This is a genomic window from Streptomyces diacarni (genome assembly GCF_003323715.1).
In the GTDB taxonomy this organism is placed as follows: domain Bacteria; phylum Actinomycetota; class Actinomycetes; order Streptomycetales; family Streptomycetaceae; genus Streptomyces; species Streptomyces diacarni.
The window spans coordinates 89755-101719 of sequence record NZ_QOIN01000025.1 but is presented as its reverse complement, the minus strand read 5'-3'; the positions used below and the strand labels follow the sequence as shown (position 1 = coordinate 101719).

Genomic DNA, 11965 nt, shown 5'->3' with positions numbered 1-11965 from the left:
TCGTTCAGGTGGTCGGCGAGTGCGAGCCAATGGGTGCGCGCGGCCGGGATCGGGGGCGCGGCGGCGTCGGCACGTCCGGGTGGCTACTCATGATCAGCGTCTCCTTGGAGTATCAACGGCGGTCGGTGTCCCGGCCCTGTTCATAACCGAGTTCCAGCAGGGCGGCACGCAGCTTTTCCGCGGCGTCGTCCAGAGCGGACTGGTTCCTCTCCGGCTTGGCCTTGGTGAAATCGAAGTCGGACATGTCCCAGACAGGAGCGACATGGATGTGCAGGTGCGGCACCTCGAAGCCCGCGATGACGAGGCCGGCCCGCGGAGCGTCCCAAGCCCGCTGCACCCCTTGCCCAACGGCCTGGGCGACCTCCATGCACCGCCCCAGAAGTGCACCGTCGGCATCCGTCCATCGATCGATCTCGTGCCGGGGGACAACGAGGGTGTGGCCGGGCCGCAAGGGCGCGACGGTGAGAAACGCGGTGACCTCGGGGTCCTGCCAGACAAAGCGTCCGGGCAGCTCACCGGCGATGATGCGGGAGAACTGAGTGGGCACGGCTGAAGTTCCTTTCACATGCGGCGGGTGGTCACACGGGCGGGCAAATGGGGTACGAGGTGACGTCCGGTGACGACCGCCTGCTCGCGTTCGCCGACGTCCTGCACTCCCCGGTGCAGGTCGCGCACCCGGACTGGGCAATGGTGGGAGAACCGGCCCCCGACGCATCGGCCGGACTCCGGCGCGAGGTGCTCGGCCGGCTCGCCGACGAGGGCATCGTCGGGTTCGGCGTCCACTTCGCCGACGTCCCCTTCGGCCGGGTACGGCGTGCCGGGGACGCCTTCGCCTGGGAACCGTTGGCCTAGGCTCACGTCTCGCCCCGGACGACGGCTCCAAGCGGCGGCGCGGGTCGCGGGTGCCGGAGACACGGGGCCTCCGGCACCGAGGTGCCTGGTGGGCATGGTCGATGGGGCGTTCAGGAGTGGTGGGCCCAGGGAATGGATTCGAGCAGGCGCTCCAGGCGTAGTTCGCCGTTGCGTGTCTGCCCGCCGTGGTCCATCAGCACGCGGAGCCGGTGGACGACGTCGTCCGGGGAGGGGTAGACCTTCGCATGGGCGGCGGCCTCTTCCGGCAGGTGGGGCACGGGGCCGCTCGCCTCGGCGGCGTCCAGTGCCTCCTTCGCGGCGGCGGCCACGCCCCGGGGCAGGGCGGCGATGCGGCGCGCGAGGGCGTCGACGAACGCGTCGAGGTGTGCGTCCGGCAGCGCGCGGTTGATCCACCCGTAGCGCTCGGCGGTGGAGGTGTCGAGCGGTTCGGCTCCCAGCACGATCTCCAGGGCGCGGGCCCGGCCGACCAGCCGGTTGAGGTACTGGGTGCCGCCTGCGCCGGGGAAGATGCCCATCAGCGACTCCGGTTGGGACAGCCAGGTGTGGTCCGCGGCGGCGAAGCGCATGTCCGCGGTCATCGCCAGTTCGGCGCCGCCCGCGCGGGCGTGACCGCGCAGCTTCGCGATGGTCACCTGAGGCAGGGTGCGCAGCCGCTCGTTGAGCTGTTGGAGTGGGTTGAGGGCGGGGTCGGCTTCGGGGTCGGCCAGGGCCATGAGGGTGCTCGGGTCGAAGGACCACTCGAAGTCCGCGTGGGCGGAGAAGAACTCGGGGTTGGCCGACTGGAGGACGATCACGGCGATGTCCTCGTCGGCGGCCACCTGGCCGGCGAACGCCTTGAGGTCGCCGGCCAGCGTGGCGTCGACGGTGTTCACCGGCGGGTTGTCGATGGTCACCCAGGCGATCCGGTCCTGCGTACGGACCAGCAAGGACTTGTATCCGCTGTAGCTCATCGCTGTGCTCCTTCGGGCAAGGCGCGGGGGCGCCGTCCGACCACCCTTGTTTAAGGGCCATTACAGAAGAACCGTAGCACGTTCTTTAGCGTGCGTTACGGTTGGCGTATGACAGGAAGACCGAGGACGTTCGACAAGGACGCGGTGCTCCGGATGGCGATGCGCGCGTTCTGGGAGCGGGGATACGACGGTGTGAGCGTCGCGCAGGTCTGCGCGGAGGCGGGGATCGCCGCACCGAGCCTGTACGCGGCCTTCGGCGACAAGAACGCCCTGTTCGAGAAGGCGTGTGCGCTCTACACCGAGCACCTGGACGAGGATCTGGAGCGCGACCTGTCGGCACCCACGGCACGGCAGGCGGTCGAACGCCTGCTGCGGTCGTCGGCCGAGCACTTCACGGCGCCCGGACAGCCCCCCGGCTGCCTCGTCATGGGAGAGCCGCGGCTCACCGAGCGGCGCGACAAGACCCGCGGCATGATCCGGGCACGTCTGCGCCGGGCCGCCGCCGAGGGAGAACTCACGTCCGTCGCCGAGGCCGACCAGATCGCCGCGTTCATCGACACCGTACTGACCGGCATGGCCGCCCGAGCCCGCGAGGGCGCCGACCGCACCCGACTCCTGGACGCGGCCCGGTACGCGACCCGCGCCTGGCCGGCGTAGCGATGGCCGGGTCGGCGCCGCGGTAGCCACCGTCGACGATCATCACGGTGTCGGCGTCGATGACGACCTGTGGTCGGTGGCGTGTCGGCGGTTCTTCGACTGCTCGGCGTATCGAGACGATCATCGATGCGGTCGGTGCTCCGGGTCCGCACCCTTGCGCCGCGCGCTGTGATGAGCTTGCCGAACCGCCCGGTCCACACGCCCGTGAGTGGAGGTGGGGGTGTGGAGGCGCGGATACCAACCCAGTCCCGGGCTGGACGTGGGAGGCCTGCCCGCCTCCATGGCCGCGATCTCTCACGGGCCCCGTCCGGCCCATCGCGTCGCACCGTTTCCCGAGGCGCCGACAACCCGGCAGCCCTGCGGAGACCCTTCGAGCAACTTCGGCGGTGGGGGTTGCGAGCCGAGTAGACCGGTCGTATAGTCCTGGGTGTCGGAGCACGACAGGCACCGGATTCCCGGAAGGGGAAGGCATCATGGGACGCATCAAGGTCGGCACGGAGAACAGCACCGACATCGAACTGCACTACGAGGACAAGGGGACGGGGCAGCCGGTCGTCCTGATCCACGGTTACCCGCTGGACGGCAATTCCTGGGAAGGGCAGATCCCCGCCCTGCTGGCCGCCGGCCACCGGGTCGTCACCTACGACCGGCGCGGCTTCGGCAAGTCCAGCCAGCCGTCCACCGGGTACGACTACGACACGTTCGCCGCCGACCTGCACACCGTCATGGAGACCCTCGACCTGCGCGACGCGGTACTGGTCGGCTTCTCGATGGGTACCGGCGAGGTCGCCCGCTACCTGTCCACCTACGGCTCCGGCCGGGTCGCCAAGGCGGCTTTCCTCGCGTCGCTGGAGCCGTATCTGGCGATCACCGACGACAATCCCGACGGCGCCGCCCCGTACTCCTTCTTCGAAGGCGTCTCCGAGGCGGTGAAGAAGGACCGCTACGCCTTCTTCACCAACTTCTACGCCGACTTCTTCAACCTCGACGAGAATCTGGGTACCCGGGTGAGCGAGGAATCAGTGCGCAACGTCTGGACCGTGGCGGCCGGCGCGGGCCCGATCGCCTCGGCCGCCGCACCGCTGACCTGGCCCACCGACTTCCGCGCCGACATTCCCCGGATCGACGTACCGGCCCTGATCGTGCACGGCACGGGCGACCGCACCCTGCCCGTCGACGCCACCGGACGACGCTTCGCCAAGGCCCTGCCCACCGCTCAGTACACCGAGATCGACGGCGCGCCGCACGGGCTGCTCACCACCCACACCGCCGAGGTCAACGAGATCCTCCTGGACTTCCTGGCCCGCTGACGCACCGGAGTGTGCGACAGCTGCCAACTAGTCGACCGGTCTAATGGGTGATAGAGTGGGATCCATGCCTCGCGTCCAGGGCGACACTCGCCGCAGCATCCTCAACGCCGCCCAGCGGATCATGGCTCGCAAGGGATTCTCCGCGGTGGGCATCAACGAAGTCCTCTCCGCGGCCGGAGTGCCGAAGGGGTCGTTCTATCACTTCTTCGGCTCCAAGGACGCCTTCGGCGAGGCCATGATTCGGGCCTACTTCACCGACTACCTGGCGGACATGGACCGCACCCTCGCCGAGCCCGACCTGACCTCGGCGCAGCGGCTGACGAACTACTGGCAGAACTGGTACGAGACGCAGAGCGTCGACGAATGCCAGGGCAAGTGCCTGGTCGTCAAGCTCGGCGCGGAGGTCTCCGACCTCTCGGAGGTGATGCGGATCGCCCTGAAGGAAGGCACCACCGCCGTCATCGACCGTCTGGAGCGGACGATCGCGGCCGGCCTCGAGGACGGATCGCTCACGACCGACGCCTCCGCCCGCGACACCGCTCAGGCCCTCTACGACATGTGGCTCGGGGCAAGCGTGTTGGTCAAGATTCACCGCCACCTCGGCCCACTGGACACCACTATGACGGTCACCCGTCAACTCCTGCACCTGTAGAACGAAGAACGCCAGTATCCGGTCACACCGGTCTTCTTGCGTGTCTCACCAGAGTCGACCGGTCTACTCAGAGGGAAGTGTGCACCATGAAGATCCTCATCGTTCTCACCTCGCACGACGAGCTCGGCACCACCGGCCGCAAGACCGGATTCTGGCTGGAGGAACTCGCCGCCCCCTACTACCGCTTCAAGGAAGCCGGCGCCGAAGTCGTACTCGCCTCTCCCCAGGGCGGCAGGCCCCCATTGGACCCCAAGAGCAACGAACCCGCCTTCCAGACCGACGAGACCCGCCGCTTCGAGGCCGACCCCGCAGCCATGGCCGACCTCGCCCACACCGTGCGGCTCGACACCGTCTCCGCCGACGACTTCGACACCGTCTTCTACCCCGGCGGCCACGGCCCCCTGTGGGACCTGGCCGAAGACCCCACCTCCGTCCAACTCATCGAAACCGTCCTGCGCGCGGGTAAGCCCCTCGCCCTGGTCTGCCACGCCCCCGGCACCCTGCGCCACGTCACCAACCCCGACGGCACCCCCCTCGTCCGCGGCCGCAAGGTCACCGGCTTCACCAACGGCGAGGAAGCCGACGCCGGCCTCACCGACATCGTCCCCTTCCTCGTCGAGGACGAACTCAACAAGCTCGGCGCCGACTACTCCAAGACCGACAACTGGCAGCCCTACGTCGTCATCGACGGCCTCCTCATCACTGGCCAGAGCCCCGCCTCCTCCGGCCCCGCCGCCGACGCCCTCCTCACCCTCCTCACCCTGGTCAACCAGGTCGACGAAGCCCGCGTATAACCCATATCCCAACCGACACCACCCCGCACACCAACCACTTACCCCGCGGGCCCACCGGGACGAGCCCGAGGCCCGCGGGGCACACGGCCGGCACCAGCGGCAGTAGCCCGTTCACTGCCACCGGAGACGAGAAACCCCGCACCCTTCCACCGCCGGCTCCGGCCGGCACCAATCAAGGAGAGCGACACCTATGAATGTCGCCATCGTGGGCATCGCCGGTGGCGTGGCGGAAAGAACGGGACGACGCTGTCCGCCGTACCTGCTCCCGGGGTCGTGTCATCACGGTGGCGTCCTGGGTGAGGGCTGCGTCCGAGGCGTGAGCCACGAGGCTCGCGCACTGACCGCGCGACGACGGCCCGTTCACAGGTACGGAAAAAGGACCTGTGAGCACCCCAGAGGGCATGCTGGGATGGATCATCATGAAGCCCATGCACATCCGGTCCGCCAATGAATCCGACCTTCCGCTCGTGATGGAGCAGAATCTCGCCGAGCACGCCTGCCACCTGCACCGAACCCTGAAGGGCGCGTCCGTCACCGAGACCGGCGACCTGCTGATCGCCGACAGCGGTCTCGACGACGACACCTTCAACATCGTCGCCACGGCCCGCTTCACCCCGGGCACCGCCCCGGCCCGCGCCGCGGAGACGGCCCGGACCCTGGCCGCCACCGGCCGCCCCTTCTCCTGGTGGGTGGGCCCCGCTTCCACGCCGGAGAATCTCGCCGAGCATCTTCAGTCCGCCGGCCTGGAGGCGTCGGAAACGGAGGCGGGCATGTGGAAGGACCTGAGCGACCCCCTACCCGACGCGCACGTCGACGGCCTGGAGATCCGCCCGGCCACCACCCCGGAACAGCTCGCCGACTACGCCACGGTCCTCGCCGCGAACTGGAACCCGCCCGCCGCAACGGTGCGACAGTTCTTCGCCGACGCCGCCGATTCGGCCCTCACCGCCGACTGCCCCGCCCGCTACCTGGTCGGCTACCTCGATGGCCGCCCCGTCTGCTCGGCCGAGGTGTTCCTGCACGCGGGTGTCGCCGGCATCTACAACATCGCCACACTCGCCACCGACCGCCGCCGCGGCTATGGCGGCGCCATCACCGCGGCCACCCTGCACACCGCCCGGGACGCGGGCTACGAGACCGCGGTGCTGCAGGCATCCGCCGACGGAGAACCCGTCTACCGCCGCCTCGGGTTCACCGCCTGCGGCCACTTCACCGAGTACGCCCTCACCCCCTGACCCGGCACGGCAACCGCTCCGCTCCTCACCAACGCCTGGTCGTCCCTCGGCAACGCTTCACGCCCGGCATCGCCCCGATGGGCCTCCACCTTCGACCTCATGCCCGACGTTCACCGCGAGCTCGCCGCGCGCGGTCTCCTTGTACTTGAGAGGTCGAGCTCCCGTGGGGGCTCCGGGGGCGGACAGGCCGCGCAAGACGTTTCCCTCTCTTGCTCGCGACCCGCTTCGGTAACGCGACCGCCGCGAACACGTGGAACACCTACACGTGGAAGCCGGCGCTGGCGAAGGCCGGGGTCATTCCGCCGAGGGGCAAGGGGCGAAGCCCTGGCAGTGGGTCGCGGCTCCCCAGGACGGCTTCCACGTGCTCCGGCACACCTGTGCCTCGACCATGCTGGAAGCGGGGGAGTCCGTGGTCACCCTCGCCCGGTGGCTGGGGCACTCGTCGCCGACGATCACGTTGGACCATTACGCGCACTTCATGCCGGAGGCCGGTCACAGGGGCCGCCGTGCCATCGACACGCTGTTCGAGGGCGCGGAGCAGGTGCCTGTGGCCGGCGGCCGAAACTCCCCAGATTCTCCCCAGAGCCGGTCGGGGCGGATCGTCGAGGTCGGGCCGTACCAGTCTGCGTGGATTTCAAGACCACGCAGCCGTATAGCCTGATGGAATGCTTCCAGAAGTCACAGCCACCCGCTATGTCACACCCTTGCGGGAGGGTGGCTCCCTCCCCGGGCTCGTCGAGGCCGATGACCTGGGCACTTACGTCATGAAGTTCACCGGAGCCGGGCAGGGCCGCAAGACGCTGGTGGCCGAGGTGCTGTGCGGAGGGCTGGCCCGGCGGCTCGGGCTCCGCGTGCCCGACCTGGTGGGCCTCTGGCTCGACCCGGTGATCGGCCTGACGGAGCCCGACGAGGAGGTGCAGGAGCTGCTGAAGGCGAGCGGTGGGCTCAACCTCGGCATGGACTTCCTGCCGGGTTCGCTCGGCTTCGACCCGCTCGCCTACCGGGCCGACCCCGCCGAGGCGGGCCGCGTGGTGTGGTTCGACGCGCTGGTGAACAACGTCGACCGCTCCTGGCGCAACCCCAACATGCTGGTGTGGCACGGCGACCTGTGGCTGATCGACCACGGCGCGACGCTGATCTTCCACCACAACTGGCCCACCGCGCAGGCCGCCGCCGACCGCCCCTACGACGCCTCCGACCATGCGCTGGCCTCGGCCGGTCCGCTCGTCGAGGAGGCGGCCGCCGAGCTCGCGCCGCGGGTCACGGCCGATCTGCTGGCCGAGTGTGCCGCGGACGTTCCCGACGTGTGGCTGGAGGACGAACCGGGTTTCGAGAACCCGGACGAGGTACGCGCCGCGTACGTCCGGGTACTGGCGGCGCGCGCCCGTACGATCCATGAGCGGATCACGGTCGGCGAGCCGAGCGAGGACCGGCCCTCCCAGGCGCCGGGGTGGCTGACCGGGAAGGACGGCGAGATCAAGTGACACGCACGACGACACCGGGGACCCCGGTGGGGGCGCGCGGTGACCTCGACGTGTTCGAGTACGCGCTGCTGCGTGTCGTTCCCCACATCGAACGCGGTGAGTTCATCAACGCGGGCCTTCTCGTCTACTGCCGGGCCCGTTCCTTCCTCGCCGCCCGCACCCATCTCGACGAGGACCGGTTGTTCGCCCTCGACCCGTGTGCCGACGTCCGGGGGGTGCGGGCCGCGCTGCGCGCCGTGGAGAGTGTGTGCGACGGGGGCGCGCGGGCCGGACAGGCGGCCGGTGACGACGCGGGGCGGCGCTTCCGGTGGCTGGTGGCGCCGCGCAGCACCGTCGTGCAGCCGGGGCCCGTGCACACCGGGCTGACGGCCGACCCGCGGGCCGAGAGCGAGCGCCTGCTGGACCTCCTGGTGCGGTGAGCCGCCTCAGGGGTGGCCGGGGCGGCAGGGGTGTCCCCGGTGGCCCCCGGGCCCGGCGTTGACAGGGCGGTGCCCGCCTCATAGCGTCACGTCTGCCGTAGGTACTAAGCGGTTGCTCACCCAGCTCACCCGCTCATCCACTCAGGCCGAGGAGAGACCAGCATGTCCAGCACCGAGCAGCGAGTCGCCATCGTCACGGGCGCAGCCCGAGGGATCGGCGCGGCCACCGCCGTCCGCCTGGCGGCCGAGGGGCACGCCGTCGCCGTCCTCGACCTCGACGAGGGCGCCTGCGCACAGACCGTCGAGGAGATCACGGCGCAGGGCGGCAAGGCGCTCGCCGTCGGCTGCGACGTCTCCGACTCGGCCCAGGTCGAGGCTGCCGTCGCGCGCGTCGACGCCGAGCTGGGGGCGCCCGTCGTGCTGGTGAACAACGCCGGGGTGCTGCGCGACAACCTGCTGTTCAAGATGAGCGACGACGACTGGGACACGGTCATGAACGTGCACCTGCGCGGTGCCTTCCTGATGTCCCGCGCCTGCCAGAAGCACATGGTGGACGCCGGGTTCGGCCGGGTCGTCAACCTGTCCTCGTCCTCGGCGCTGGGCAACCGCGGCCAGGTCAACTACTCGGCGGCCAAGGCCGGTATGCAGGGCTTCACCAAGACGCTCGCCAAGGAGCTGGGCAAGTTCGGGATCACCGCCAACGCGGTGGCCCCCGGCTTCATCGCCACCGACATGACCGCGGCCACCGCCGAGCGCGTCGGTATGGGCTTCGACGACTTCCAGGCCGCGGCCGCCACCCAGATCCCCGTCCAGCGCGTGGGCGAGCCCGCGGACATCGCCAACGCGGTCGCCTTCTTCGCCGACGAGAAGGCCGGGTTCGTCTCGGGTCAGGTGCTGTACATCGCCGGCGGGCCGCTCGACTGACGGCGGACGAGAAGCGACAAGAGGCGGGAACAGCGAGATGACACAGCAGACAGCGGGCGGCGGGAGCCCCGACAGCGGGAAGGTCGCCCTCATCACCGGCGCCAGCCGCGGCATCGGCTACGGCATCGCCGAGGCGCTGGTGGCGCGCGGTGACCGGGTGTGCATCACCGGGCGGAACGAGGACGCGCTCAGGGAGGCGGTCGAGCGGCTCGGCTCCGACCGGGCGATGGGCGTCGCGGGCAAGGCACACGACCTCGAACACCAGGCGGCCGTCGTCGAGCGGGTGATGGAGACCTACGGGCGCATCGATCACCTGGTCAACAACGCGGGCACGAACCCGGTGTTCGGGCCGATGGCCGAGCTGGACCTGAACATCGCGCGCAAGGTGTTCGAGACGAACGTGATCTCGGCGCTCGGCTTCGCGCAGCGCACCTGGGCGGCCTGGCAGAGCGAGCACGGCGGCAGCATCGTCAACATCGCCTCCATCGCCGGAACCTCGGCCTCCCCGTTCATCGGCGCCTACGGCATGAGCAAGGCCGCGATGGTCAACCTGACCCTCCAGCTCGCGCACGAGTTCGCGCCCAGGGCCCGGGTCAACGCGGTCGCGCCCGCCGTGGTGAAGACCAGGTTCGCCGTCGCCCTGTACGACGGCCGTGAGGAGCAGGCGGCGGCCCGCTACCCGATGGGACGGCTGGGCGCCCCCGAGGACGTGGCGGGCGCCGTCGCGTTCCTGACCTCCTCCGAGGCGGGCTGGATCACCGGTCAGACGCTGACCGTGGACGGGGGGCTGTTCCTCAACGCCGGCGTCGAGTAACGGGGCGCTGCGAGTAACGGGCGCTGCGCATAACGGGGCGCTGCGCATAACGGGGCGTCGCGAAGCCGTCCGGGTGCCGGAACCTCAAGTACCGGCGCCCGGACGCTTTTTGGGGCTCCGATACGGCTGTGGCTGGGGTAATGTCATGGCGCTTTCTCCGTCTTGGACAGCGCCCTCGTGCGGCGCGGTCCTGGGCACCGCACCAGCCAGACAGGCACCGCCGACTGAGGAGCGCACGTTGTTCGACCGGAACGGGCTGCTGAGAGCCGCAGCGACCATCCTTCCCCTCGCCCTCGTGACCGGGTGCAGTGCGCTGCCCGGGGGCGGCGAAGAGGAACACAGCATCGTGGTCGGCACCACCAGCGCTCCCAGCTCCCTGGATCCGGCCGCCGCCTGGGACGGCTCCTGGGAGCTGTACAGGAACATCTACCAGACGCTGATGACCGTCCCGAACTCCGGCACCTCGCCCGAGGCCGACGCCGCCAAGAGGTGCGGCTTCACCGACGCGGCCAGCAAGGTCTACCGCTGCGTCCTGCGCAAGGGACTCACCTTCTCCAGCGGCAAACCGCTGGACGCCGAGGCGGTCAAGCACTCCTTCGACCGCACCACGTCCATCGAGTCGCCCTCGGGCCCCTCGGCGCTGCTGGCCAACCTGGACGAGGTCGTCACGAAGGGCGACCGCACGGTGGTCTTCCGCCTGAAGAAGTCGGACGCGACCTTCCCGTATATCCTCTCCACCCCCGCCACCTCCCTCGTCGACCCGGACGAGTACCCCACCGCCAGCCTGCACCCCGGTGACACCGCCATCGGGTCGGGTCCTTACACGCTGGAGAGCTACCAGCAGGGCAAGCGGGCCGAACTGGTCAAGAACCCGGACTACAAGGGCCCGGCGGAGCTGCGCAACGACTCCGTCACCATCCGGTACTACTCGCGCTCGGCGCGGATGGTCAGCGACCTGAAAGCCGGGCGAATAGACCTCACCTACCGCGGACTGACCCCCGGGCAGGTCTCCGCGTTCCAGGAGGCGAGCTCCTCCGGCGACAACTCCGTCGACCTCAGTGAGATGACCGGCTCCGAGGTGCACTTCCTGGTCTTCAACCCGCAGGACGAGCAGGCCGCCAAGCCGGCGGTGCGCCGCGCGATCGCCCAGCTCGTCGACCGCACCGAACTGGTGCGTGACGTCTACGACAGGACGGCAGACCCGCTGTACTCCATGGTCCCCACCGGCGTCACCGGGCACACCAACGCCTTCCTCGACCGCTACGGGCACCCGGACGAGAAGAAGGCCCGCCACACCCTCCGCGACGCGGGCATCACCGACAAGGTCGAACTGACCCTGTGGTACGCCGAGGACAGGTACGGGGACTCGACACGGCGCGAGTTCGCGGAGCTGGAGCAGCAGCTGGAGGACTCGGGGCTCTTCGACATCACGGTCAAGTCGCGCGCCTGGGACGACTTCCAGCAGGGCTACCTCAAGGGCGACTACCCGGTCTTCGGCCGCGGCTGGTCGGCCGACTTCCCCGACGCGGACAACTACATCACGCCCTTCGTCGGCGAGGACAACGCGATGGGCACCCCCTACCGGAACCGGGAGCTGACCGAGGAGCTGCTGCCGTCCTCGCGCAAGCAGAGCGACCGGGGAGCGGCCGGGCAGGCCTTCGCGAAGGCCCAGAAGCTGATGGCACGGGACGTGCGGCTGCTGCCGCTGTGGCAGGGCAAGGTCTACATCGCCTCGGAGAAGGACGTCGCGGGCGTCGAATGGGCGATCGATTCCTCGGTGATCATGCGGATGTGGGAGCTGTACAAGAAGTCGAGCTGGTAGCCGCCCGGCTCCCGTCCGGGACTGTCGGTGG

The 11965-nt window shown here is 69.8% G+C and carries 14 protein-coding genes; 12 read left to right on the top strand and 2 right to left on the bottom strand.

What is annotated here, in order from left to right:
• Window positions 1-112: 112 nt before the first annotated feature.
• Complete coding sequence (locus DTL70_RS02280) at window positions 113-547, bottom strand: HIT family protein (protein ID WP_114020118.1); 435 nt, start codon at window positions 545-547, stop codon at window positions 113-115.
• A gap of 59 nt (window positions 548-606) precedes the next feature.
• Here DTL70_RS02280 and DTL70_RS02275 point away from each other — a divergent pair, with 59 nt between their 5' ends.
• The gene (locus DTL70_RS02275) at window positions 607-852 is read left to right on the top strand and encodes an MBL fold metallo-hydrolase (RefSeq protein ID WP_181860741.1); all 246 of its coding nucleotides are present in this window, start codon (window positions 607-609) and stop codon (window positions 850-852) included.
• Window positions 853-962: 110 nt separating this feature from the next.
• On the opposite strand, the gene DTL70_RS02270 is transcribed toward DTL70_RS02275, so the two are convergent.
• Window positions 963-1823, bottom strand: a complete 861-nt coding sequence (locus DTL70_RS02270; protein ID WP_114020117.1) for an enoyl-CoA hydratase/isomerase family protein — start codon at window positions 1821-1823, stop codon at window positions 963-965.
• A gap of 108 nt (window positions 1824-1931) precedes the next feature.
• Here DTL70_RS02270 and DTL70_RS02265 point away from each other — a divergent pair, with 108 nt between their 5' ends.
• The 11 genes from DTL70_RS02265 to DTL70_RS02215 all read left to right on the top strand — a co-directional run bounded on the left by DTL70_RS02265 (window position 1932) and on the right by DTL70_RS02215 (window position 11934).
• A complete protein-coding gene (locus DTL70_RS02265; protein ID WP_114020116.1) occupies window positions 1932-2480 on the top strand; it encodes a TetR/AcrR family transcriptional regulator in 549 nt (182 codons plus the stop codon).
• A 473-nt stretch (window positions 2481-2953) separates the two neighbouring features.
• On the top strand, window positions 2954-3790 hold the full coding sequence (locus DTL70_RS02260) for an alpha/beta fold hydrolase (protein ID WP_114020115.1): 837 nt from the start codon (window positions 2954-2956) through the stop codon (window positions 3788-3790).
• A 64-nt stretch (window positions 3791-3854) separates the two neighbouring features.
• Window positions 3855-4442 carry a TetR/AcrR family transcriptional regulator gene (locus DTL70_RS02255; RefSeq protein WP_114020114.1) on the top strand — a complete coding sequence of 196 codons (588 nt, stop codon included), beginning with the start codon at window positions 3855-3857 and terminating at the stop codon, window positions 4440-4442.
• Between the two features lie 86 nt (window positions 4443-4528).
• Window positions 4529-5236 carry a type 1 glutamine amidotransferase domain-containing protein gene (locus tag DTL70_RS02250; RefSeq protein ID WP_114020113.1) on the top strand — a complete coding sequence of 236 codons (708 nt, stop codon included), beginning with the start codon at window positions 4529-4531 and terminating at the stop codon, window positions 5234-5236.
• Window positions 5237-5706: 470 nt separating this feature from the next.
• On the top strand, window positions 5707-6471 hold the full coding sequence (locus tag DTL70_RS02245) for a GNAT family N-acetyltransferase (protein ID WP_114020157.1): 765 nt from the start codon (window positions 5707-5709) through the stop codon (window positions 6469-6471).
• A gap of 388 nt (window positions 6472-6859) precedes the next feature.
• Entirely contained in the window at window positions 6860-7132 is a 273-nt protein-coding gene (locus DTL70_RS02240; protein ID WP_245978930.1) for an integrase, read from the top strand.
• A gap of 4 nt (window positions 7133-7136) precedes the next feature.
• A complete protein-coding gene (locus DTL70_RS02235; protein ID WP_114020112.1) occupies window positions 7137-7955 on the top strand; it encodes a HipA family kinase in 819 nt (272 codons plus the stop codon).
• Entirely contained in the window at window positions 7952-8374 is a 423-nt protein-coding gene (locus DTL70_RS02230; RefSeq protein WP_245978925.1) for a DUF3037 domain-containing protein, read from the top strand. The genes DTL70_RS02235 and DTL70_RS02230 overlap by 4 nt, the downstream gene beginning before the upstream one ends.
• Before the next feature lie 162 nt (window positions 8375-8536).
• Window positions 8537-9298 (top strand): 3-oxoacyl-ACP reductase FabG, encoded by a 762-nt coding sequence (gene fabG / locus DTL70_RS02225; RefSeq protein WP_114020111.1) that lies wholly within the window; start codon window positions 8537-8539, stop codon window positions 9296-9298.
• Between the two features lie 37 nt (window positions 9299-9335).
• Complete coding sequence (locus DTL70_RS02220; protein WP_114020110.1) at window positions 9336-10112, top strand: SDR family oxidoreductase; 777 nt, start codon at window positions 9336-9338, stop codon at window positions 10110-10112.
• 238 nt (window positions 10113-10350) lie between these two features.
• The gene (locus DTL70_RS02215) at window positions 10351-11934 is read left to right on the top strand and encodes an ABC transporter substrate-binding protein (protein ID WP_114020109.1); all 1584 of its coding nucleotides are present in this window, start codon (window positions 10351-10353) and stop codon (window positions 11932-11934) included.
• Window positions 11935-11965: the final 31 nt, after the last annotated feature.

What these genes read in the sequence shown, in the direction of transcription:
- DTL70_RS02260 (WP_114020115.1), top strand. Translation starts at nt 2,954, where the DNA reads ATGGGACGCATCAAGGTCGGCACGGAGAACAGCACCGACATCGAACTG.
- DTL70_RS02270 (WP_114020117.1), bottom strand. Translation starts at nt 1,823, where the DNA reads ATGAGCTACAGCGGATACAAGTCCTTGCTGGTCCGTACGCAGGACCGG.
- DTL70_RS02265 (WP_114020116.1), top strand. Translation starts at nt 1,932, where the DNA reads ATGACAGGAAGACCGAGGACGTTCGACAAGGACGCGGTGCTCCGGATG.
- DTL70_RS02255 (WP_114020114.1), top strand. Translation starts at nt 3,855, where the DNA reads ATGCCTCGCGTCCAGGGCGACACTCGCCGCAGCATCCTCAACGCCGCC.
- DTL70_RS02245 (WP_114020157.1), top strand. Translation starts at nt 5,707, where the DNA reads ATGGAGCAGAATCTCGCCGAGCACGCCTGCCACCTGCACCGAACCCTG.
- fabG (WP_114020111.1), top strand. Translation starts at nt 8,537, where the DNA reads ATGTCCAGCACCGAGCAGCGAGTCGCCATCGTCACGGGCGCAGCCCGA.
- DTL70_RS02240 (WP_245978930.1), top strand. Translation starts at nt 6,860, where the DNA reads ATGCTGGAAGCGGGGGAGTCCGTGGTCACCCTCGCCCGGTGGCTGGGG.
- DTL70_RS02220 (WP_114020110.1), top strand. Translation starts at nt 9,336, where the DNA reads ATGACACAGCAGACAGCGGGCGGCGGGAGCCCCGACAGCGGGAAGGTC.
- DTL70_RS02235 (WP_114020112.1), top strand. Translation starts at nt 7,137, where the DNA reads ATGCTTCCAGAAGTCACAGCCACCCGCTATGTCACACCCTTGCGGGAG.
- DTL70_RS02250 (WP_114020113.1), top strand. Translation starts at nt 4,529, where the DNA reads ATGAAGATCCTCATCGTTCTCACCTCGCACGACGAGCTCGGCACCACC.